The 21079-nt window shown below is 66.6% G+C and carries 21 protein-coding genes; 10 read left to right on the plus strand and 11 right to left on the minus strand.

Annotated features, from left to right (window positions below):
- Positions 1-268: 268 nt before the first annotated feature.
- The gene (gene manD / locus ACP7AR_RS16555) at positions 269-1507 is read left to right on the plus strand and encodes a D-mannonate dehydratase ManD (protein ID WP_426188229.1); all 1239 of its coding nucleotides are present in this window, start codon (positions 269-271) and stop codon (positions 1505-1507) included.
- Positions 1504-2022, plus strand: coding sequence for a gluconokinase (locus ACP7AR_RS16560; protein WP_426188231.1), 519 nt, complete (start codon positions 1504-1506; stop codon positions 2020-2022). The genes manD and ACP7AR_RS16560 overlap by 4 nt, the downstream gene beginning before the upstream one ends.
- A 17-nt stretch (positions 2023-2039) precedes the next feature.
- Here ACP7AR_RS16560 and ACP7AR_RS16565 read toward each other — a convergent pair whose 3' ends face one another.
- The 5 genes from ACP7AR_RS16565 to ACP7AR_RS16585 form a co-directional block, all read right to left on the minus strand.
- Complete coding sequence (locus ACP7AR_RS16565) at positions 2040-3254, minus strand: kynureninase (protein WP_426188233.1); 1215 nt, start codon at positions 3252-3254, stop codon at positions 2040-2042.
- Between the two features lies 1 nt (position 3255).
- Positions 3256-4302: an amidohydrolase family protein gene (locus ACP7AR_RS16570; protein WP_426188235.1), complete on the minus strand. Its 1047-nt coding sequence runs from the start codon at positions 4300-4302 to the stop codon at positions 3256-3258.
- Positions 4302-5168, minus strand: coding sequence for a tryptophan 2,3-dioxygenase (locus ACP7AR_RS16575; protein WP_426188237.1), 867 nt, complete (start codon positions 5166-5168; stop codon positions 4302-4304). The genes ACP7AR_RS16570 and ACP7AR_RS16575 overlap by 1 nt, the downstream gene beginning before the upstream one ends.
- Positions 5169-5230: 62 nt before the next feature.
- A complete protein-coding gene (locus ACP7AR_RS16580; RefSeq protein WP_426188239.1) occupies positions 5231-6295 on the minus strand; it encodes an alpha/beta hydrolase in 1065 nt (354 codons plus the stop codon).
- Between the two features lie 93 nt (positions 6296-6388).
- Positions 6389-6949, minus strand: a complete 561-nt coding sequence (locus tag ACP7AR_RS16585; protein ID WP_426188241.1) for a TetR/AcrR family transcriptional regulator — start codon at positions 6947-6949, stop codon at positions 6389-6391.
- 103 nt (positions 6950-7052) lie between these two features.
- On the opposite strand from ACP7AR_RS16585, the gene ACP7AR_RS16590 reads away from it, so the two are divergent.
- Entirely contained in the window at positions 7053-7763 is a 711-nt protein-coding gene (locus tag ACP7AR_RS16590) for an MBL fold metallo-hydrolase (protein WP_426188243.1), read from the plus strand.
- 29 nt (positions 7764-7792) lie between these two features.
- Here the strand turns inward: ACP7AR_RS16590 and ACP7AR_RS16595 are convergent, their stop codons facing one another.
- The 4 genes from ACP7AR_RS16595 to ACP7AR_RS16610 are packed head-to-tail and all read right to left on the minus strand — an operon-like array spanning position 7793 to position 11858.
- On the minus strand, positions 7793-8362 hold the full coding sequence (locus ACP7AR_RS16595; protein WP_426188245.1) for a cysteine hydrolase family protein: 570 nt from the start codon (positions 8360-8362) through the stop codon (positions 7793-7795).
- The gene (locus ACP7AR_RS16600; RefSeq protein WP_426188247.1) at positions 8359-9810 is read right to left on the minus strand and encodes a purine-cytosine permease family protein; all 1452 of its coding nucleotides are present in this window, start codon (positions 9808-9810) and stop codon (positions 8359-8361) included. Before ACP7AR_RS16600 ends, ACP7AR_RS16595 begins: the two co-directional genes overlap by 4 nt.
- Before the next feature lie 35 nt (positions 9811-9845).
- A complete protein-coding gene (locus ACP7AR_RS16605) occupies positions 9846-11144 on the minus strand; it encodes a M18 family aminopeptidase (RefSeq protein ID WP_426188249.1) in 1299 nt (432 codons plus the stop codon).
- A gap of 54 nt (positions 11145-11198) precedes the next feature.
- The gene (locus ACP7AR_RS16610) at positions 11199-11858 is read right to left on the minus strand and encodes a response regulator (RefSeq protein WP_426188251.1); all 660 of its coding nucleotides are present in this window, start codon (positions 11856-11858) and stop codon (positions 11199-11201) included.
- 228 nt (positions 11859-12086) lie between these two features.
- Here ACP7AR_RS16610 and ACP7AR_RS16615 point away from each other — a divergent pair, with 228 nt between their 5' ends.
- The 4 genes from ACP7AR_RS16615 to ACP7AR_RS16630 all read left to right on the plus strand — a co-directional run bounded on the left by ACP7AR_RS16615 (position 12087) and on the right by ACP7AR_RS16630 (position 16592).
- A complete protein-coding gene (locus ACP7AR_RS16615; protein WP_426188253.1) occupies positions 12087-13229 on the plus strand; it encodes a sensor histidine kinase in 1143 nt (380 codons plus the stop codon).
- A gap of 426 nt (positions 13230-13655) precedes the next feature.
- The gene (locus tag ACP7AR_RS16620) at positions 13656-14795 is read left to right on the plus strand and encodes a TIGR03364 family FAD-dependent oxidoreductase (RefSeq protein WP_426188255.1); all 1140 of its coding nucleotides are present in this window, start codon (positions 13656-13658) and stop codon (positions 14793-14795) included.
- Complete coding sequence (locus ACP7AR_RS16625) at positions 14792-15502, plus strand: HAD family hydrolase (protein WP_426188257.1); 711 nt, start codon at positions 14792-14794, stop codon at positions 15500-15502. The genes ACP7AR_RS16620 and ACP7AR_RS16625 overlap by 4 nt, the downstream gene beginning before the upstream one ends.
- 1 nt (position 15503) lies before the next feature.
- Positions 15504-16592 carry an alcohol dehydrogenase catalytic domain-containing protein gene (locus tag ACP7AR_RS16630; RefSeq protein ID WP_426188259.1) on the plus strand — a complete coding sequence of 363 codons (1089 nt, stop codon included), beginning with the start codon at positions 15504-15506 and terminating at the stop codon, positions 16590-16592.
- Here the strand turns inward: ACP7AR_RS16630 and ACP7AR_RS16635 are convergent.
- Together ACP7AR_RS16635 and ACP7AR_RS16640 are read right to left on the minus strand one after the other, a co-directional pair.
- Positions 16579-17328: a YidC/Oxa1 family membrane protein insertase gene (locus tag ACP7AR_RS16635; protein WP_426188260.1), complete on the minus strand. Its 750-nt coding sequence runs from the start codon at positions 17326-17328 to the stop codon at positions 16579-16581. The genes ACP7AR_RS16630 and ACP7AR_RS16635 overlap by 14 nt on opposite strands.
- Before the next feature lie 90 nt (positions 17329-17418).
- On the minus strand, positions 17419-17706 hold the full coding sequence (locus tag ACP7AR_RS16640; protein ID WP_426188262.1) for a DUF6412 domain-containing protein: 288 nt from the start codon (positions 17704-17706) through the stop codon (positions 17419-17421).
- A gap of 45 nt (positions 17707-17751) precedes the next feature.
- Between ACP7AR_RS16640 and ACP7AR_RS16645 the strand changes: the two genes are divergently transcribed.
- Genes ACP7AR_RS16645 through ACP7AR_RS16655 form a run of 3 tightly spaced genes read left to right on the plus strand, consistent with a single transcriptional unit; the run spans position 17752 to position 21079 of the window.
- Complete coding sequence (locus tag ACP7AR_RS16645) at positions 17752-18816, plus strand: NAD(P)H-dependent flavin oxidoreductase (RefSeq protein ID WP_426188264.1); 1065 nt, start codon at positions 17752-17754, stop codon at positions 18814-18816.
- An 11-nt stretch (positions 18817-18827) separates the two neighbouring features.
- Positions 18828-20354, plus strand: coding sequence for an amino acid ABC transporter substrate-binding protein/permease (locus tag ACP7AR_RS16650; protein WP_426188266.1), 1527 nt, complete (start codon positions 18828-18830; stop codon positions 20352-20354).
- Positions 20351-21079: an amino acid ABC transporter ATP-binding protein gene (locus ACP7AR_RS16655; protein ID WP_426188268.1), complete on the plus strand. Its 729-nt coding sequence runs from the start codon at positions 20351-20353 to the stop codon at positions 21077-21079. The genes ACP7AR_RS16650 and ACP7AR_RS16655 overlap by 4 nt, the downstream gene beginning before the upstream one ends.

Below are 21079 nucleotides of genomic sequence, written 5' to 3' on the forward strand. Positions count from 1 at the left end.
GCAATCGATTGCGATGAAGCAGAGCAGCGGAGTCTCTGGCATTCTTGCAACCGGGTGGCGACGCGTAGATCTCAGAGTTGAGCAGCCTTCGGCGTTCAACGACGAAGGCTGCTGATCGCTTCACAGCTCGTCACCGAGCACGAAGCGCCGGTGCGTCTTCACGCGCGATCGCCGACCCAAGTCCGCCGCGCACGCACTGCGCGCACGCTGGACCAGTTTCGAGAAATAGTCCGGACATCCGGAACTCATTCACATCAGAAGGATCGTCATGAAGATCGATAAGGCAGAAGTCATCGTCACCAGCCCTGACCGCAACTTCGTCACGCTGAAGCTGACCACTGAGGATGGGCTGACCGGCCTGGGGGATGCGACGTTGAACGGGCGCGAGCTCGCGGTCGTCGCGTACCTGTCCGAGCACGTGGTGCCGTTGCTGATCGGCAGCGATGCGTCGAAGATCGAGGACACATGGCAGTTCTTGTATCGGGGCGCGTACTGGCGTCGCGGTCCTGTGACGATGGCGGCGATCGCTGCCGTGGACATGGCGTTGTGGGATATCAAGGCGAAGGCGGCCGGTATGCCGCTGTATCAGTTGTTGGGCGGGGCATCGCGGTCGGGACTGCTGGCATACGGGCACGCTTCGGGTAAGGAATTGCCCGAGCTATTCGACAGCGTGCGTTCGCACCTGGAGCAGGGGTATCAGGCGATTCGGATCCAGACCGGTGTGCCGGGGCTGAAAGCGATCTACGGCATCGCCTCGCAGTCCGCGGATGCCGGCGGAGGCGAGTCCCGCTACGACCACGAACCCGCCCGTCGGGGTGCCAAGCCCGTGCAGGAGGACTGGGACACCAGAGCGTATCTTCGGCACCTGCCTGGCGTGTTCGAAGCCGTGCGCAACGAGTTCGGGCCGGAGATCCCGCTGCTGCACGACGGCCACCACCGTATGACCCCCATCCAGGCGGCGAAGCTCGGCAAATCCCTCGAGCCCTACGACCTCTTCTGGCTCGAGGACTGCACACCGGCGGAGAACCAGGAGGCGCTCCGGCTGGTGCGCCAGCACACCACGACGCCGCTCGCGATCGGCGAGATCTTCAACACGGTGTGGGACTTCAAGGACATCATCCGCGATCAGCTGATCGACTACGTGCGCGGTGCCGTGACGCACATGGGCGGCATCTCCCCGCTGAAGAAGACCCTCGACTACGCCGCGCTGTATCAGATCAAGTCCGGGTTCCATGGCCCGACCGACATCTCGCCCGTCGGCATGGCTGCGCAGATGCACCTGGGACTCGCGATCCACAATTTCGGGATCCAGGAGTACATGCAGCACGGCCACAAGACGGATCAGGTGTTCGAGCAGTCGTTCACGTGGCAGGGTGGGCTGCTTCATCCCGGCGACAACCCCGGTATCGGCGTCGAGCTGAACATCGACGAAGCAGGCAAGTATCCGTATGAGCAGGCGTATCTGCCGTACAACCGCCTTGCTGACGGTACGGTCCACGACTGGTGAGCGCGCAGAACGCGCCGGCCGCAGTCGTCGTCATGGGCGTCTCGGGCTCGGGCAAGACCACGGTCGGAGCTTTGCTGGCCGGGCGCATCGGCGCGCGCTTCGTCGACGCCGACGACCTGCACCCGGCCCAGAACAAGGCCAAGATGCATGCCGGAGTTCCCCTGACGGACGAGGACCGGGAGCCGTGGCTCCGCCTCGTCGGCGAGGCGATCCGCACCGAGCGCGCACTGGGCCGGAGCATCGTCGTCGCCTGCTCGGCGTTGCGCCGCTCGTACCGTGATCTCATCAGAAACGAAGCGGGAGACGTGAGCTTCATGCATCTAGCGGGGAGCAGGGAACTGCTGGGTCAGCGGCTGGACGCACGGATGGGCCACTTCATGCCTGCCGCACTGCTGGACTCGCAGTTGGCGACCTTGGAACCGCTGGGGGCAGATGAGCAGGGCGCAGTGCTTGATGTCGCTGTCACGCCTGAGCAGGCGGTGGATGCCGCGCTCGCGGCCTTAGCGGCAGCGTGACGCGACGCTGAGGCGTCTCATCGACTCAGCGCGTCGCGCACCGCCAGCACGCCGTGGAGCACCTCCGCATGCGAAGTGCTCAGCGGCGACAGACCGAGGCGGATGCCGTCGGGAAAGCGGAAGTCCGGAATCACGCCGTCCGTCCACAGTGTCTTCGTCACGTCGGCGAAGTCCGGATGGCCGATCGTGACGTGCCCGCCGCGTCTCGCAGCATCCCTCGGACTCAGCAGTCGCACGTCGAGCGGCGCGAGCACGTCGTCGAACGCCCGCACGGCGAAGTCGGTGAGGGTCTTCGACTTCGCGCGCACACCGTCGATCGTCGCTGTCTCGATCAGATCGAGCATGCCCTGCATGGCCAGCATCCCCAGCACCGGCGGCGTGCCGCTGATGAACTGCCGGATGCCCTCGGCCGGGGCGTAGGCGGATCCCATGGCGAACACATCGCCCGCCCCCATCCACCCCTGGATGGGCTGGCGCAGAAGGCCGTGATGACGCGCACTCACATATGCGAACGCGGGGGAGCCGGGTCCGCCGTTCAGGTACTTGTACGTGCAGCCGACCGCGAGGTCGACGCCGCACGCGTCGAGTTCGACGGGGATGACGCCGGCGGAGTGGCACAGATCCCACAGCATGAGCGCGCCCGCCTCGTGCACGGCATCCGTGATCGCCCTCATGTCTGCCAGCGCACCGGAGCGGTAGTCGACATGACTGAGCACGACCAGCGCGGTCTGCTCCGTGACCGCCGCGCTCACATCCGCAGCCTGTACGCCGTGGACCGGGTCAGGGGTGAGCCAGCGCACGGTGAGCCCGCGTTCGGCGGCGATGCCCTCGGCCACGAACCGGTCGGTGGGGAAGTTGCCCTCCTCGATGAGGATCTCCGAACGGCTCGGAACGGCTGCCACTGCCGCTCGCATGAGCTTGTAGAGCAGCACCGTGGTCGAGTCGGCGACGACCGTCTGGCCTGCGGCTGCGCCCACAGCGACCCGGCCGATCCGGTCGCCGAGAGCCGTCGGAAGATCCATCCACTGCTCGTCCCAGGAGCGGATGAGGCGTGTGCCCCAGTCATCGCGCACGAACTCCGCGAGACGCTCGGGAAGTGATCTCAGAGGTCGACCGAGAGAGTTGCCGTCGAGGTATGCGCTGACGCCTGGCGCCTCGACGAATGCATTCAGGTGCGCGGACAGAGGATCGCGAGCATCGAGGTCGCGGGCTTCGGCGAGGAGATCAGTCATGTCAGGGCTCCAGATCGGCGGGAGTGAGCAGTCGAGCGAGTAGAGGGTCGGCGGTGTCCGTCGCGCACCCGGGGAAGAAGAGCAGGCGGGACGTCGACGAGGTGGGATCCACAGGTGCGAGTGATCGCAGCAGCTCGTCGCCGTCGATCCCTGCTTCCCTGAGCGCGGCGATCTCGCGCGGGTTCACATCGACGGGAGTGGGTCCGTTTCCCATATCCGTGCCATAGACGACGTCGCCGCCCATGGCGTGGAAACGACGTACGTTGTCGACGGCGATGTCATACGCCTCGCCGTCGTGGATGGCGAGCGTCGACACCCAGGAGACGCTTCCGCTCATGGCGAGCAGTTCGGCGTCGGTGAGGCGTTCCGAGAAGGGCGCATGCGCGAGCATCTGTGCCCCCAAACGCGTGGAGCGTTGAGCCTCGCCCGGTCCCTCCGCATGGGCGATGACCGGCATGCTGTGGTTCGCGGCGATCGCGACGATCGCGGCGAACATCTCGTCCGAGAACACGGCCCCCGCCGCGGCATTGCTGGCGACTTTGATGCGCGTCGCCCCTGCATCCTTCATCTCGACGACGACGCGCTCGGCGGCATCCGCGTCTACGACCTCGCGCACCGCACCTGCCGGCGCCCACGAACGGTCGGACGGATATCCGCCCGGCGGGGTGAGGAACGCCCCGGCGAACCCTACCTCGACGCCGATCCCGCCGCATGACTCCGGAGAATCTTCGAGAATCGGCCCGTAGTCGGCGCCGACACGGCGTGTTCGCGTCAACACTCCGGAGTTGTGCCGGAGCCCGGCGAGCACCTCCGGGTTCCCGCCCAGGTCGAACACCCGACCCAACGTCGAACCCGCCAGCTCAGCGACGTCGACCAGCTGCAGATGCACGTGCGAATCGGTGAATGCCCCGGCGACGACGCCGTTCAACCGTGGCATCCCGCTACTCGGCTGATCTGCGGTGAGCCGCACGCGGGTATCGACCACGGCGGCTGTGCCCTCGCGCCAGGCGCGTCCGCGAACGTCGAACCAGGTGACCGCAGACGGCATCAGCCGCCGATCTCCGTGCGCACCGTGTACAGCTCGGGGAAGAAGGTCAGCTCCAGGGCCCGCTGCAGGAAGCCGACGCCGCTGGAGCCTCCGGTGCCCGGCTTCATCCCGATCGTGCGCGTGACGGTCTTCAGATGCCGGAATCGCCAGAACTGGAAGTTGTCCTCGAGATCGACGAGATCCTCGCAGGCCTCATAGAGATCCCAGTGAGTCTGCGGGTTCTCGTAGATCTCGCGGATCGCAGGCACGAGCGAGGGATGCGGACGATACGGCTCGCGCACGTCGCGCTCAAGGATCTCGGTCGGGATGGGCAGCCCGCGTCGGGCCGCGAAGCGCAGGAACTCGTCGTACAGCGTCGGCCGCTCGAACTCTGCCTTCAGCAGTGCGAGGTTCGCGGGGTGATCGCGGAAGACCTGCAGCATCCGCTCGTTCTTGTTGCCGAGGGCGAACTCCACCGCCCGATACTGCACCGACTGGAACCCGGACGAGTTGCCCAGCGCGCCGCGGAACTGTGCGTACTCGGTGGGGGTGAGGGTCGCCAGTACAGACCACTGCTGCGTCATGACGTCCTGGATGCGCTTGACGCGCGCGACCCGTTTCAGCGCTTCTCGCAGGTCGTCGCTCGCGAGCAGAGTGCGGGCGGAGCCGAGCTCGTGCAGCAGCTGCTTCAGCCAGAGCTCGGTGGTCTGGTGCTGGATGATGAACAGCAGCTCGTCGTGGTGCTCAGGGTCGCTGACCGGATGCTGCGCGTTGAGCAGCTCGTCCAATCCGAGGTACGAGCCGTAGGTCATCCGTCCTGTGAGGTCGGTGACGATTCCGTCTTCGAGCGCGCGCTCGTTGTCGGTGTTCGATTGTTCAGTGCCCATGATGCTCGAGGCTATCCCGAACGTGCCGTCGACCGTCAGGGCCGAGCGCGGATCTGTCGGGTTCAGTCCGTGTTCGCACCCAGGAAGTCGATCGTCTTCTGCAGGGCGGTCTGTGCGTCCGGCATGTCGAGGTGGAACTGGTACTCGTGCGGAAGTTGCGGCTCGTGCGGCGCCGGCCAGAACTGCGTCGTCACGTCGACGCCGAGTTCGTTCAGACGGTCGGCCATGGGGATCGACTGCAGCCAGGTGAGACCGTCGCCGTTCCCACCGGAGATGTAGGTGGTGGGGAAGTCCTTCGTCACCCAGTTCACAGTCGACATCGTCGCACCGGAGGAGTCCTCTGCCCAGGTCTTCGTGCCGGCATACGCCCACATGGACGACTTGAAGCCCCACCCGACGATGCCGTCGAGCTGCGCCAGCGCGGCGAGGTCGTAGACACCGCAGTTCAGAACGGTCGCGACCACCTGGTCGGCGGACAACTTCGGGGTGATGTCCATGATCTCGGCGTAATCCGGGCTCGTGATGAGCGTCGCCATCTGGCTGGCCAGCTGTCCGCCGGCGGAGTCTCCTGCAAGCACGATCTGCGCGGGGTCGACGTTGAGCTCTTCGGCGTGTTCGTCGATGTAACCGAGGGCGTCATTGATCTGATGCACGGCCTTCGGGTAGAAGCCCTCAGGTCCCAGCGTGTAGTTCACTGCGATCGTCGTGTATCCCTCGGCGGCGAGGATGCGCATGTACGGGTCGACGTTCTCCTTCGAGCCGGAGATCCAGGCTCCTCCGTGGATCCACACGATCGTCGGCATGGGGCCTGTGGCGGATGCCGGGGTGAAGACGTCCATCGTCGTGTCGACGCCTTCATCGGCGTACGCGACGTCGAGCGTCTCGGTGAGCTTCGTGTCAGGGACGTGCTTGTCCATCTCGGCGGCTGTCGCGTCGCCGCCCTGTGTGAAGACCGCCCTGATCACCATCGCGGACGGCCACGGTGTGATCGACCCGACGATCGCCACCACCAGTGCGACGGTGATGACGATGACGATCGCCACCCGAGTCCTGTACCAGCGTCCGTGCACCTTCTTGGGGCGGTCATCGCTGTCATGGGCGTCGTTCTCGTGCGTGAGCGTGGTCATGGAATCCCCTCCACGCATCAGTGTGGCAGTACCAGGTGCCGCCGTGCTCGTTCGAGCCGCGTCGCCGCGTCGCCGCGACATGCGTCGGTCGGCTCAGCGGGCCAAGCCCTTGAGCAGATGCCGCAGACCGTAGTCGAATGCCTGATCGATGTCACCGCCGAGGCGGAAAGCGCCGCCGAGTTCCATCTGCAGGAAGCCGGTCATCCATGCTGTGACGAGTCGCGCGGCGTCGAGGGCGTCCTCGTCGCCGACGACGGCGGCGCTCGCTCGGCGCACGGGTCCGGCGGCTCGGTCGAGGGAGGCGAGCGGAGCGGATGCCGTGAACATCAGGCGGAATCCTTCCGGATGCGCCAGGGCGAATCCACGGTACGTCGCCGCCAGAGCGGCGAGCACGCTCTCGGCGCTGTCGCCACCGCCGGTCGCCGGCTCGCTTTCCACGCCCTCGAGCTCCGCCGACAGGTCGTCGATGATGGCCTCGACGACTCCGACGATCAGCGCATCCCTGTCGCGCACCCGCTTGTACAGCGAGGGTGCCCGTACGCCGACGCGGGCCGCGACGGCCTGCATCGTCAGGCCCGACAGCCCGTCGGACTCGAGGATGCCGCGCCCTGCAGCGATGATCGCCGCGGTCGAGGTTCGCTCAGGTGTCGGCATAGCGGATTCTCCGATCGTGTGTCAGTTTGGCTATTGACATTAGCCATGATAGCTATGTAGTGTAGCCATCGCAAGATCATCACACATCGATCGGTAGGACACCATGAAGCTCGCACCGCGCCTGCACCGGCTGGGAAACGACATCGTTGCCTCGTATCTCGTAGACGCACCGGAGGGGGTCACGCTGATCGACGCGGGGATGCCCGGTCATTGGAAGGATCTGCAGGAGGAGATGGCGACCATCGGCCGACCGCTGTCAGACATCAAGGGCCTCATCCTCACGCATGGCGACAGCGACCACATCGGTTTCGCTGAACGGCTGCGCACCGAGCACGGCGTTCCCGTGTTCGTGCACTCAGCCGATGCCGAGCGCACACGCACCGGGGCGAAGCCGAAGACGCCGATGGGACCGTCGAGGCTGGGGCCGATGCTGGGGTTCTTCGCGTACGGCATCCGCAAGAGGGCATTGCGCCCCGTCTACGTCGAAGAGGTGCAGGTGATCGCCGACGGCGACGTGCTCGATCTGCCGGGTGCGCCGCTGATCATCGGGATGCCGGGGCACTCGCCGGGCAGTGTCGCCGTGCACGTTCCTCTCGTCGATGCCGTGTTCGTGGGTGACGCCCTCACGACCAGGCACGTGCTGACCGGACACGACGGCGCGCAGCCCGCCCCTTTCACGGACGATCCTGCGGGTGCAGACGCCTCACTCGACCGCCTGGCCGAGGTATCGGCATCCTGGGTGCTGCCCGGTCATGGGGCGCCGTGGCACGGTTCGCCCGCTGACATCGCCGCCGCCGTTCGCGCCGCGCGATGAAAAGGCCGGACGCGTCGCCCGGCCGGGCCTCAGCGCCCCGCGAGCACCTCGGCCGTCGAACTCATCGTGATCTGCGGCGGGTACAGGCCCATCACCTGGATCGCGGCGGCGTGGTTCTCGGCCGTCGAACCTGCGCAGGCGTCTGACACGACGGTCACGTGGGCCCCGGCATCGGCCGCTGCCAGCGCTGTCGAGATGACGCAGCAGTCGGTGGAGACGCCAGCGAGCACGACGGATGCGCCGTGCCCGACGATCTGCTCGATCTGCGGTCCCCACTTGCCGAAGGTCGGCAGGTCGAGGGTCTCGAGCGGGCTGAGTGATGCGGCCTCCGGCACGACGTCGAACAGCGGATCGGTCGGCGGCTGATCCGCGAAAGGCCACGCCGCGAAGTACTCGCCCCACGACGTGGAACGGTCGGCTGTCGGCATCCATCTGGTCACGAGCACCCGGTCGCCGAAGGCATCAGCCAGTTCGCGGATGCGCGGCATCACCTCTGCGAAGAACGGCGAGCCCCAGTCGGAATCAGGTGAGGCGAAGATGTTCTGCGGGTCGACGACGACGAGCCAGGAATCGGCCCTCGAGCCAGCCGAAGGGCTCACGCCTGCTCCTGGCGACGGATCTTCCCCGCCCGAGCGAAGTAGGTGACCAGGAACGACAGCACCAAAGCGAAGAACACGCCGAGGTTCGCGTACGCCCAGTCGCCGTCGCGGCCCCCGATCAGGAACAGCAGATAGCCCTGCCAATTGTTCCACGGCGCATCGGCGGCGAAGTTGTTGACGACGAGACCCCAGCCGATCACGCTGGTGACGACCATGGTGATGATCGATGTCCAGTCCCAGGCGCCGTAGCGGCCTTTCGAGTCGAAGAGCGCCTCGTCGTCGTAATCCTTCTTGCGACGCAGGATGTCCGCGATGAGGATGCCGGCCCACGACGCCAGAGGTACGCCCAGCGTGATGAGGAAGCTCTGGAAGGGCCCGAGGAAGTCGGTCGCGAAGAAGACGACGTAGATCGTGCCGATCGTGAGGATGACGCCGTCGATCGCGGCCGCCGACGGCCGCGGGATGCGGATGCCGAGGCTGAGCAGCGTGAGGCCGGATGAGTAGATGCCGAGGACCGCGCCCGAGACGAGTGCGAGCACGGCGGTGAGAAGGAACGGCACCAGCACCCAGATCGGCAGGATGGTCGCGAGGGCGCCGACCGGGTCGGCGGCGATGGCATTCAGCAGCTCTTCGTTCGAGGCGCCGAGCAGCAGGCCGAAGATCACGAGGATGACGGGGGCGACCGATCCGCCGACGGTGTTCCAGAAGACGATCGCACCGTCGGACGCGGTGCGCTTCTGATAGCGCGACCAATCGGCGGCGATGTTGATCCAGCCGAGGCCGAACCCGGTCATCACCATGACCAGTGCGCCGATGAGCTGGCCGAGACTGCCGTCCGGGCGGGCGAGCACGGCGCCGAAATCGATGCTCGAGAACGCGAGGATCACATAGAGGACGGTGACGGCGCCGGTGATCCAGGTCAGCACGGACTGCATCTTCATGATCGTGTGATAGCCGAGGACGGATGCCGCGACGATGAGTGCAGCGACGATCACGGTCGCGATGATCCGCAGGGCGATGCTCTCGCCGTCTCCGCCGAGCTGCGTGATGACGGTCGCGGTGGCGAGCACGGCCATGATCGCGAGGAACGTCTCCCAACCGATCGAGGTCAGCCACGAGATGATGCCCGGCACCTTCTGGCCCTGCACGCCGAAGGCGGCGCGCGAGAGCACCATCGTCGGTGCCGAGCCGCGCTTACCGGCGATCGCGATCAGGCCGCAGAGCAGGAACGACACCACGATGCCGATGACCGACACGATCGTCGCCTGCCAGAACGAGATGCCGAAGCCGAGCACGAACGACCCGTATGACATGCCGAACACCGAGACGTTCGCCGCGAACCACGGCCAGAACAGGTCACGTGGCTTCGCTGTGCGCTCGGATTCGGGAATGACCTCGATACCGGCGCGCTCGATCAGTCCGGGCCCCGCTGCGATCTTCTCTGACATGCCCCCATATTGGCACCGCGTCGGTGCCTACGGGGTCAGGCGGCGAAGAACGATTCGGCAACGCGCGCGAGCGCGTGGAGGTCACTCACGCCGGCGAGCTCGCGAGCGGAGTGCATCGACAGGATGGGGATCCCGACGTCGACCGTACGGATGCCGAGCCGGGTGGCCGTGATCGGTCCGATCGTCGAGCCGCACGGCACCGCGTTGTTGGAGACGAACTCCTGCGATGCGATACCGGCGCTCTCGCACCAGCGGGCCCACGCGGCAGCCCCGATGGCATCCGTCGCGTACCGCTGGTTGGCGTTGATCTTGAGGATCGGGCCCGACCCGAGCAGCGGCTGCACAACGGGGTCGTGCTTTTGGGCGTAGTTCGGGTGCACCGAGTGGCCGACATCGCTGGACAGATGCCAGGATGCCGCGAACGCGCGGCGCTGCTCGGTGCCGTCCGCGCCGAGTCCGGCGTAGACCCGCGCCAGGATGTCTTCCAAGAAGGGGCCGGCAGCGCCCGATCGCGATTCGGAGCCCAGCTCTTCGTGATCGAACGCGGCGAGCACGGCGATGCCGGTGAGCTCTCCGCTCGCCGTGCCTGTCGACGCGCCGGCGAGAGCGACGACGCCCGCGTGCACGGAGGCGAGGTCATCCAGGCGGCCGCTCGCGAAGAACGCCTTGTCCTTCCCGAAGACCGCACCGCGCGCTGAGTCGGCGACGACGGCGTCGAATCCACGGATGTCGGCGGCGTCCACGCCCGCCGATGCGGCGAGCTCGCCCAGCAGGTCCTCTTCGGTCGGATCGCCGAGGCCCCACACCGGCTGCGTCTCACTCTGCTTGTCGAGCGCCAGGCCGTTGTTGTTGACTCCGCGGTCCAGATGCACGGCGAGCTGGGGCAACCGCAGCAGCGGACCGGTGTCGGCGAGCACGACGCGGCCGTCCGCGAGGGCGAGGCGCCCGGCGAGGCGCAGCTCGCGGTCGAGCCAGGAGTTCAGCAGCGGTCCGCCGTAGACCTCCACGCCCGCCTGCAGCCAGCCGCGGGAGCCGGTGGTCGGCCGCGGCTTGAGCTTGAAGCCGGGGGAGTCGGTGTGCGCGCCGAAGATCTGCGCCGGTGTCGTCGCTGCCGCATCCGCCGGCACGACCCAGCCGATCGCCGCGCCGTCTCTCACCACGACGAAGCGACCACCGGCCTGCGTCGGCCAGGCGTCCGTCTCCTCGAGTCGCACGAATCCGGACTCTTCCAGGCGACGGGCGACTTCCTCCGCGGCGTGGTAGCTCGAGGGAGAGGCGGCGACGAAGTCTGCGAGATCCTCAGCGTGCGAGAGGGCGTCGTTGGTGACAGGCATGGGGGCCTTTCTGCTTATGCGGCTCTTCGATCGTAACCGCGGTGGCAGAGCAGGTCAGCGGAAGTCCACCAGCCCTGCACGTGCGGCCGTGACGATGATCTGCACCCGATCGCGGACGTGCCATTTGGACATGATGCTGCCCAGGTGTGCTTTCACCGTGCCCTCCGAGACGATGAGCGTGCGCGCGATCTCGGCGTTCGACATGCCCTCTGCGAGACGGTGCAGCACTTCGGTCTCGCGCTCTGTGAGGGACACGAGCGGATCCGTCTGGCCGATCCCGCTCGATTCCGCTGCGCGGACGTGCTTGATGAGCATGGATGCGATCCTCGGCGAGAGAGAGCTGGCGCCCTTGTGCACCTCGCGAACGCCGGCGAGGATGCTCTCTGCACTGGAGTCCTTGAGCATGTAGCCCGAGGCGCCTGCGCTCAGCATCGGCAGCACCGTGTCGCTTCCTTCGAGCGTGGTGACTGCCAGGATGCGGATGTCCGGCCAGCGTTCGGCGATCGCGGCGGTCGCCTCGATCCCGTTCATGTCCGGCATCTGCACGTCCATCATGATGACGTCCGGGATATCCCGCTCCACGAAAGCGATCGCTTCGAGTCCGGATTCGGCTTCCCCGATGACCTGGATCTCTGCATCACGCGACACGAAGTGCGACAGCGCTGAGCGCACCAGTGGATCGTCATCGACGATGAGAACACGGATTTCCGGCATGGGAGAAGCCTAACGGCCGAGAACTCCGTCGCGGAGGGCCTAGACCTTTGGCTAAAAAAGTCTGCCTGTGAGTCGGATGTGGCGGCGCGGATTCATCGAGAAGATGAGTTCAGACATTCGACATAAGACCCGGTATTGGTGGTGAATACTATGACTTTCTGGCAAATGATGGCGAGAGCCTTCGGTATCAAAGGCTAACGCATTTAGCGAATAGGGGATACTGGAGACATGGCCTTCCGTCAGTTGATCCGGAGCGGCACGGGATCTCCGGGGCTGACGCAATCCGGGGCGCTGAGCACTCTCGAGCGCATCACCGTGCTGGTGGTCATCGTCGGTGTCATCGCGGTCGACCTCTTCGGCATCATCTTCTCGTATGGGCCGAGCCTGCCTCAGTCTCTCCTCAGCATCGCGACCACGATCGTGTTCGCGCTGTATCTCTGGTCACCCTGGGTCGCCACCGCGGCGCTCGGAATCGTGTTCGCCCTGTCGTTCGTAGCGGGCACGCAATCGGCGGCGATCTTCGCCGCAGCTGTCGCCGTCGGACTCGTCGTCCGGTTGGGTCGGATGTCACTGATCCTGTCGTACGCCGGTGCCTTTCTGGTCGCGACCGCGATCGTGGGCTACAGCAACCCGGATGCCCCGGTCAACGTCGGCATCTACCTGATCATCGCGACGGTGGCGGGCGCGATCGGTTTCGCCCTCAGACTCGCCTTGGACAAGGGGCGTCGGCTTGAGCAGGAACTGGCGGAACGAGCCGAGCACGAGCGCGAAGCGGTCCTCGCCGAACGCCGTTGGATCGCGGGCGAACTGCACGACAGCATCGCGCATCACCTCACCGTCGTCGCGCTGCACGTGCAGATGCTGGACGATCCGGAGCGCAGTCGTGATTCGCAGGACGCGATTCGTGTCGCCGCCAGAACGGCGATGACGGATCTGCGATTCGTGATCGAGCTCGCCGACGACGGGCCGCGCTCGTCTGCTGTGCACTCGGGCGACCTCGCCACCGCAATCGACGAGGCGCAGGGCGAGATCGAGGCTGCGGGCCATGCCGTGGTCAGTGAGGGCGACGCGCGCGACGAACGCATCCACCGCGCCGGCGAGATCATCCTCGCGCGAATCATGCGCGAATCGGCGACGAACATCCTGAAGCACGCCGGCCCAGGCGATGTGAGCATCCGACTGGACGTCGATGACGAGGCGCTGACGTTGGAGATCCGCAGCCCGCTGCCGGCGACGCCGCGACGCGATCTTCCCTCCAGTCGCACCGGCGTGAACAGGATGGCCGAGCGCGTTCTCGGGGCAAGCGGTGAGTTCACGGCCGGCGCGGTCGACGGGCAGTGGCGGGTGTCGGCCTCCTTGCCGATCAACTGACCTCGAGGCCCGTGAGATCAATTCTCTGGACGAAGGTCCAGTATCTTCTCGACGTTTGGTCGTTATGGGGATCGGCTGGTCCCGATATTTTGAGATCACCCCAAATAGGCGTCCCCAGCGCCTGGGTCTGATGGAGCGTCCCCAGCGCTTGATCGCGAGCGTGACTATGGTGTTCGAGCTTGTCGCGCTCGCGGTCGCTGCTGGAGCTTTTCGAGCGATCGACGTCTCTTCCGCATCGGCCGTATTCGAGCCTCGCTTCCGCGTGCCTGCGCGGCGACGGCGCGGCTTTCCCGAGCGAGTTTGCCTGCTGTTCACCCGGAAGAAGGGGCGGTGAACGCGAGCCGAACGATCACCTGAGCGGCCCACTCCCGACTTTTTCGGGTGTCACAGTGGATGCTGAACACCCCTCAGTATCGAAAGGCCGCCATGACGAATCTCGTCGCAGATGTCGTCGTCGTCGGTTCCGGCGTCGTCGGCCTGGGAGCCGCCTATTCGGCCGTGCGCCGTGGACTGCGGGTAATCGTCGTCGATCGCACGGCGGCCCCCGTCGGCGCGACGATCCGGAACTTCGGGCACTTGTGCATCGGCGCCCAGACGGGACTCGCCCGCGAGTTCGCCGACGCATCGCGCGACATCTGGCTGCGATTGGCGAGCGACGCCGGCTTCTGGCTGCGCGAATCCGGCACGCTGATCGCGGCGCGCGGCGATGACGAGATCGCTCTGCTGGAGCGCGCGTCGCTGTCTGACGACATCCGGATGCTGGATGCGGACGAGTTGCTGCGACATGCACCGTTGCGACGAGAAGCCGTCGTAGGCGGCGCTCGCATCGAGACTGACCTGCAGACGAATCCTCGCGAAGCAGCGAGCGCGATCGTGTCGTACCTTGCTTCGCTCGGCGTCGAGTTCCGCTTCCGAACTGCTGTCACCGAAGTCTCGGCATCACGGGTGCAGACCACGCGGGGCGCGATCGATTCCGGCCTGGTGATCGTGGCTGTCAATCACGACATCGATCAGTTGCTTCCTGAACTCGCCGAGCGAGTCGGCGTCGTCCGCTGCGCGCTGGACATGATGCGCGTGACGGCAGATCTGCCGCGCGCGCTCGACGCCCCGTTGCTGACCGGATGGTCGCTGCTGCGCTACGGGCGGTTCGGGTCCTTCACCGAGACCGCAGCACTGCGCGAACGACTGCACGCCGAGCGGCCCGAACTCGCCGCGCTCGATCTGAACCAGATGTACACGCAGTTGCCTGACGGCACGCTCATCATCGGAGACTCTCACTCCAAGAGCGCCCAGCCAGGGCCGTTCCAGCCGGAGGCGGCGTTCGATGCGTTCCTGGCCGAGGCAACGGGCCTGTTCGAGGTCGACCGCTTCCGCGTGCTGGAGCGCTGGCAGGGCGTCTACGCATCCGCGTCAACTGACTTCCTCATCGAAGAGCCGGAACCCGGACTGCACGTGATCGCCGCGACGACGGGGATCGGGATGACGACGGGGCTGGGGCTCGCGGAGCGCACTCTTGAGACCGCATTGAACCGGGCGCCGTTGCCCGCACAGGGAGGAACCTCATGACCGCCATCGAACTCGTCGTCCTCGATATGGCAGGAACGACCATCCGCGACGATGGCGTCGTCGAGCAGGCATTCGGGCGCGCTGCCGAGCGCACCGGCGTCGCTGAGCGGTTGCCGTGGGCCGATGCCCTCCAGTACGTGCGCGACACCATGGGAATGTCCAAGATCGATGTCTTCACCCACCTGTCGGGGGGCGATGTCGCCGCAGCCACGGCAGCCACGGCCGCCTTCGAGGGCGCGTACTCGGAGCTCGTCTCCGAGCAGGGCGTCGCTGAGATCCCCGGCGCTGCAGAGGCGATCGCGCACATGCGCGATGCCGGGCTCAAGGTCGTACTGACGACGGGCTTCGCCCCTGTCACGCGCGACGCGCTGATCGACGGCCTCGGCTGGAGCGGTCTCATCGACCTCGCTCTGTCGCCGGTGGACGCCGGTCGCGGACGCCCCGCCCCTGATCTCGTTCTCACTGCGCTGCTGCGCACAGGAACGTCTGCGGTCTCCGCCGTGGCCGTCGTCGGCGACACCAGCAGCGACGTGCAGTCCGGACGACGCGCGGGCGCAGGGTTCGTCGCCGGCGTGCTCAGCGGTGCGCACGACCGCGCCGCGCTGATAGGCGCCGGTGCGGACGCCGTGCTCGACGACGTCACCGCGCTGCTGCCTGCGCTTCACGAAAGAGCGCTTCTCGGTACCGCTCTCGCACGGACCTCCTGACATGCGCACCCTGCTTCCGCACGATGAACGGCAGGACGTGACGCTGAGACCCGCGGCGACGGCGAAAGTCTGGCTCGGAGTGGGCCAGGCGCATGAGACCGTCGCGGTGCCAGGGGTGGGACTCGGCCACGGTGACGTGCTGATCGCGATCGAACTGTCGACGGTGTGCGGTTCCGACGTGCACACCGTGCAGGGACACCGGTCGGCGCCGACGCCGCTGGTGCTCGGACATGAGAGCGTCGGCCGTGTCATCGCGATCGGAGACGGCGGGACGACTGCTGCCGACGGTGCTCCGCTGCGCATCGGCGACCGCGTCGTGTGGTCCGTGACCGTCTCGTGCGGCACGTGTGATCGCTGCGCGGCCGGACTCACTCAGAAATGCCGCACTCTGGCGAAGTACGGCCATGAACGGATCGGGCCTCGGTGGGAGCTGACCGGCGGCTTCGCGAGCCATGTGCATCTGCGCGCCGGTACGACGATCGTACGGGTACCTGAGGCACTCCCCGCAGCTGTGCTGGCACCGGCATCGTGTGCCACGGCGACTGCGTGGGCAGCGGTCGCCCGAGGCATGACCGGGCGCAGCCTCGAGGGCAGACGCGTGCTCGTGTTCGGAGCGGGGCTCGTCGGACTCTCCGCAGCGGCGATCGCCGCAGACGAAGGCGCAGAGGTCACGGTCGTCGACCCGTCCGAGTCTCGACGGGCGTTCGCCGCGAGGTTCGGCGCAACCGCCGCGGCGGCCGCGACCGGGCCGGCGGACATCGTGATCGAGGCATCCGGTCATGCCGTCGCAGACGCGATCGCTGCGGCAGACATCGGCGGCACCGTCGTGCTGGTGGGCAGCGTGTTCCCCGCAGAGCCGGTGCCGTTCGACGCCGAGAGCGTGGTGCGGCGGCTGCTCACGGTGACCGGTGTGCACAATTACACCGGCGCCGAGCTCGCCGCCGCCGTCGGGTTCCTCGCCGGCCGAGGGCGCGCCTACCCGTTCGCCGATGTGGTCGGCGAAGTGCACCCGCTGGATGACGTGGATGCGGCGGTGGCCGCAGCGGCCGCACCGGGAGCGCCGCTGCGCGTCGCCCTCAACCCACGCTGACCGGCAGCGGGAAACGTCGGCGCAGGATCACACGCTGCACGAGCGTCCACGCGACGGTGACGGTCAGGTAGAGCCCTGCGGCCAACGGCACGAATACGGCGAACACAGCGGTCAGGTAGTGCAGGGCGCTCATCATGCGCAGCATCCCTGGCGATGACAGCGGGGAGTCGTCGACGGGAACAGGCCGGAACACCCGGCGGCTGACCTCGGCCACCGCGATCATGACCACGATCAGAGCGCCGTACACGACGAGCGTCGGCATCGAGAACGGCCCGACGGTCAGCATGCTCACGAGACTCGTGCCGAGTGAGGCGCCGAACAGGTCATGCGTCAGCAGGTCGTTCGGGTGCCCGGAGATCTCGGTGCGAAGGAACAGCGTGTAGAGGATGCCGATCACCGGCGCCTGCAGCAGCACCGGAAGGCACCCCGCGAACGGCGAGGTGTTCTCGTCCTTGTAGAGCTGCATCGTCTCGCGCTGCAGACGCTCGGGATTCTTCTTGTGTCGGCGCTGGATCTCTCGCAGCTTCGGCGCGAGCCGCGCGCGGGTCTGTTCTGCTCTCGCCTGCGATACGCCGACGGGGATGAGCAGCGAGCGGATGATCACAGTGATGAGGATGATGGCGGCCGCTGCCGCCGAGGCGCCGGTGAATGGTGCGAGCAGGTCGGCGAGGCCGGTGAGCGCGCCGTACGCGGCGTCGAGGATCGCCGCGATGGGCGCAATGGCATAGATGTCCAAGAGAAGTCCGTTCAGAGTGTGCGGGAAGGTCGGCTGCGCCTAAGGCGCATGCATCAAGAGATGTGCCGCGCTCCCGTCACGAACGGATGGTCACACGGCGCGCACGACTCCCGGCGCCCTCGGACGGGGATGACCTGCGGCATCCGGATCACTCTGCGAGAGGAGCACGGAGCGGCCGATGGCACGCAGGGGATGCGGAGCAGACCCCTGCCCTGTGCGCACCGCACCGAGCGTGATGGTCACGATGAGGGTGGCGACGGCGAGCACAGCGACCGCAAGGCTCAGTGCTGCGAGATCCAGCGTCGCGAGGTCGGGCGTGCCGGCCAGCCCGAGCGCGGACAGCACGAGCTGCATGAGCTTCTCGATCCAGTCCGCCATGTCATCGAGGGTACCAGCGGGTGGTTGAGGCGTAGCCTCGGAGGCATGAGCGAACTGAGCGAGATCCTCGGCGTCAGGCATCCGATCCTTCTGGGACCGTTCGGCGGATTGTCATCGGTCGCACTGACGGCCACGGTGAGCGAGGCAGGCGGGCTCGGGGGCCATGGACTCTACGGATATGACGGCGAGCGGATCAGGTCCACAGCAGCTGCACTGCGTGACGCGACGGACTCGCCGTTCGCGCTCAACATCTGGCTGCCCACAGGGGACGAGGTCGAACCCGGCCCGCAGCACACAGTGTTCGCGCAGGCGCTGGAGCCGTTCTACGAGGCGGTGGGCGTCGACGTGCCCTCACGCCCCGAGCGATATCTGCCGTCGCTCGATGAGCAACTCGCCGCGATCTGGGAGGCATCGCCATCCGTGCTCAGCGTCGTGTTCGGAGTTCCGTCGCCTGAGGTCGTGGAGGAGGCGCATCGCCGTGGCATCCGCGTCGTCGGAACCGCGACGACGGTCGCGGAGGCGGCTGCGCTGGATGCCGGTGGAGTCGACGCGATCATCGCGTCAGGTTCTGAAGCGGCCGGCCACCGGGTCTCGTTTCTGCGGCCGGCCGACGAGTCGCTGGTCGGCACGTTCGCGCTCGTGCCGCAGGTGGTGGATGCCGTATCCGTTCCGGTGATCGCGGCAGGCGGCATCGCCGAGCGTCGAGGCGTCGCGGCGGCGTTCGCACTGGGCGCATCCGGGGTACAGGTCGGCACGGCGTTCCTCGCCACTGCGCAATCAGCGGCGACCGACGCGCACAGGGCGGCGATCCGCAGCACAGCGGCAGATGAGACCGTCCTGACGAGGGCCATGAGCGGTCGCCTGGCCCGAGGCGCTCGCAACCGCGCGGTGCGGGCGATCGAGGCGAGCGGCACGATCGCGTCGTTCCCGATGCAGAACTGGCTCACCGGTAGGTTCCGCGCCGCAGCGGGTGAGCAGAACCTCGGCGAGCTCCAATCGCTGTGGCTCGGTCAAGCAGCACCGCTCGCTCGACTGGACGACGCGATCGAGGTGTTCGAGGAGCTGGTCGCCGGGCTGCCAGGACGCGCCGACAGGCCCAGCGACCGGTAAGGCTAGGCTGGATGACCGCGGCTGTCCGGTCGTACCATCCGATCCGAGGAGCATCCGTCGTGATCCGAAATCCATTTGCAGCGCCCGCGCGACTGCGCACGCTCGCGCGCACTGCCGGGGCGATGGCGCTCACCGCGTTCGTCGCTGTGGGCGTGCTGCTCGGCGGCGCGCCCGCTGCCGTCGCCGCCGACGACGCCGAGAAATACGTCATCGGCACAGACACCACGTTCGCGCCGTTCGAGTTCACCGACTCCAAGGGTGACCTGGTCGGCATCGACATGGATCTGCTTCGAGCGATCGCCGAGGACCAGGGCTTCGAGGTCGAGATCCGTCAGCTCGGCTTCGACGCGGCAGTCCAGGCGCTGCAGTCGAATCAGGTCGACGCCGTCATGGCGGGCATGTCGATCACCGACGAGCGCAAGGCCACGTTCGACTTCAGCGATCCGTACTTCACCAGCGGCATCCAGCTCGGCGTGCTCGAGACCAGCGACATACAGTCCTTGGACGACCTCGACGGCAAGACCGTCGCCGTCAAGACCGGTACGCAGGGGCAGACCTTCGCGGATGACAACAAGGACGAGTACGGCTTCCGCGTATCGCCGTATCAGGACACGACCGACATGGTGGACGCCGTCAAGGCAGGTCAGGCCGTCGGCTATTTCGAGGACTTCCCGGTGCTCGCCTACGGCATCCAGCAGGGTTCCGGCTTCCGGCTGATCGGCGAGCCGGAGCTCGGTGGCGAGTACGGCGTCGCGGTCAACAAGGGCCAGAACCCCGAGCTTCTCGAGATGATCAACGCGGGTCTTGCCAACCTCAAGGAATCCGGCGAGTACGACGAGATCGTCGACACCTACCTGGGCGGCGGCGAGAAGTCGACGCAGCCCACGGACATCATCTCGGTCGCGGTACAGTATTGGCCCGCACTGATGGAGGGCCTGTGGCTCACGATCCTCGCGACGATCATCGCGATCGTGGCCGCGTTCATCCTCGGCCTCGTCTTCGGATTCGGTCGGCTGTCCGGCTTCTTGCTGTACCGCTGGCTCGCCACCGCATACGTCTACGTGTTCCGTGGAACGCCGATCCTCGTGCAGGCGTTCTTCGTGTTCTTCGCCATCCCGCAGCTGTTCCCTGGGATCACATTCAACCCGTTCGTGGCCGGTGCGATCACGCTGTCGCTCAATACCGGTGCGTACATGACCGAGATCATCCGCAGCGGCATCCAGGCCGTCGACCCGGGGCAGACCGAAGCATCGCGCTCGCTGGGGCTCGGACAGTGGAAGACGATGCAGAAGGTCGTGCTGCCGCAGGCGTTCCGCATCATGATCCCGTCGTTCGTGAACCAGGGCATCATCACCTTGAAGGACACGTCTCTCCTCAGCGTGATCGGTCTCGCGGAGCTGACGTTCCAGTCACGGCAGATCATCGCCTCCACCTACCTGTCCGCGCAGGTGCTGACCATCGTCGCTGTGATCTACTTCATCGTGATCACACTGCTGACGCTGCTCGCTGATCGCCTCGAGAGGAAGTTCAACGCATGAGCAAGATCGAAGTCCGGGATCTGCATAAGTCCTTCGGGGACAACGAGGTGCTCAAGGGGATCGACCTCACGGTCGAGGACGGCGAGGTCGTCGCGGTGATCGGCCCGTCGGGATCGGGCAAATCGACCCTGCTGCGGTGCCTCAACAAGCTCGAGGAACCGACCTCGGGACACGTCATCATCGACGGCGTCGACCTCACTCACAAGAGCGTCAAGCTCGATGAGGTGCGTCAGCGCATCGGCATGGTGTTCCAGCACTTCAACCTCTTCCCGCATATGACTGTGCTGGAGAACATCACGCTCGCGCCGACCGAACTCGGTCGTCTGTCCAAGACAGAGGCGCGCGATCGTGCGCTTTCGCTGTTGGAGCGCGTGGGCCTCTCTGAGAAGGCGGACGCGAAGCCCGCCTCGCTGTCCGGCGGTCAGAAGCAGCGTGTCGCCATCGCGCGCGCTCTGGCCATGGACCCGGAGATCATGCTGTTCGACGAGGCGACCAGCGCGCTGGACCCCGAGATGGTCGGTGAGGTGCTGCAGGTCATCCGTGACCTGGCCGAGGGCGGCATGACCATGGTGCTCGTGACGCACGAGATGGGTTTCGCGCGCGAGGTGTCAGGTCGCACGGTGTTCATGGATGCCGGAGTCGTCGTGGAAGAGGCAACACCGGCAGAGCTCTTCGGATCACCCAAGAGCGACCGTCTGAAGGACTTCCTCTCGAAGGTGCTCTGA

The sequence above is a fragment of the Microbacterium sp. TWP3-1-2b2 genome (assembly GCF_049896145.1).
Taxonomy (GTDB): domain Bacteria; phylum Actinomycetota; class Actinomycetes; order Actinomycetales; family Microbacteriaceae; genus Microbacterium.

What these genes read in the sequence shown, in the direction of transcription:
- manD (WP_426188229.1), top strand. Translation starts at nt 269, where the DNA reads ATGAAGATCGATAAGGCAGAAGTCATCGTCACCAGCCCTGACCGCAAC.
- ACP7AR_RS16565 (WP_426188233.1), bottom strand. Translation starts at nt 3,254, where the DNA reads ATGACTGATCTCCTCGCCGAAGCCCGCGACCTCGATGCTCGCGATCCT.
- ACP7AR_RS16570 (WP_426188235.1), bottom strand. Translation starts at nt 4,302, where the DNA reads ATGCCGTCTGCGGTCACCTGGTTCGACGTTCGCGGACGCGCCTGGCGC.
- ACP7AR_RS16575 (WP_426188237.1), bottom strand. Translation starts at nt 5,168, where the DNA reads ATGGGCACTGAACAATCGAACACCGACAACGAGCGCGCGCTCGAAGAC.
- ACP7AR_RS16580 (WP_426188239.1), bottom strand. Translation starts at nt 6,295, where the DNA reads ATGACCACGCTCACGCACGAGAACGACGCCCATGACAGCGATGACCGC.
- ACP7AR_RS16585 (WP_426188241.1), bottom strand. Translation starts at nt 6,949, where the DNA reads ATGCCGACACCTGAGCGAACCTCGACCGCGGCGATCATCGCTGCAGGG.
- ACP7AR_RS16590 (WP_426188243.1), top strand. Translation starts at nt 7,053, where the DNA reads ATGAAGCTCGCACCGCGCCTGCACCGGCTGGGAAACGACATCGTTGCC.
- ACP7AR_RS16600 (WP_426188247.1), bottom strand. Translation starts at nt 9,810, where the DNA reads ATGTCAGAGAAGATCGCAGCGGGGCCCGGACTGATCGAGCGCGCCGGT.
- ACP7AR_RS16605 (WP_426188249.1), bottom strand. Translation starts at nt 11,144, where the DNA reads ATGCCTGTCACCAACGACGCCCTCTCGCACGCTGAGGATCTCGCAGAC.
- ACP7AR_RS16610 (WP_426188251.1), bottom strand. Translation starts at nt 11,858, where the DNA reads ATGCCGGAAATCCGTGTTCTCATCGTCGATGACGATCCACTGGTGCGC.
- ACP7AR_RS16615 (WP_426188253.1), top strand. Translation starts at nt 12,087, where the DNA reads ATGGCCTTCCGTCAGTTGATCCGGAGCGGCACGGGATCTCCGGGGCTG.
- ACP7AR_RS16620 (WP_426188255.1), top strand. Translation starts at nt 13,656, where the DNA reads ATGACGAATCTCGTCGCAGATGTCGTCGTCGTCGGTTCCGGCGTCGTC.
- ACP7AR_RS16625 (WP_426188257.1), top strand. Translation starts at nt 14,792, where the DNA reads ATGACCGCCATCGAACTCGTCGTCCTCGATATGGCAGGAACGACCATC.
- ACP7AR_RS16630 (WP_426188259.1), top strand. Translation starts at nt 15,504, where the DNA reads ATGCGCACCCTGCTTCCGCACGATGAACGGCAGGACGTGACGCTGAGA.
- ACP7AR_RS16640 (WP_426188262.1), bottom strand. Translation starts at nt 17,706, where the DNA reads ATGGCGGACTGGATCGAGAAGCTCATGCAGCTCGTGCTGTCCGCGCTC.
- ACP7AR_RS16645 (WP_426188264.1), top strand. Translation starts at nt 17,752, where the DNA reads ATGAGCGAACTGAGCGAGATCCTCGGCGTCAGGCATCCGATCCTTCTG.
- ACP7AR_RS16650 (WP_426188266.1), top strand. Translation starts at nt 18,828, where the DNA reads ATGACCGCGGCTGTCCGGTCGTACCATCCGATCCGAGGAGCATCCGTC.
- ACP7AR_RS16655 (WP_426188268.1), top strand. Translation starts at nt 20,351, where the DNA reads ATGAGCAAGATCGAAGTCCGGGATCTGCATAAGTCCTTCGGGGACAAC.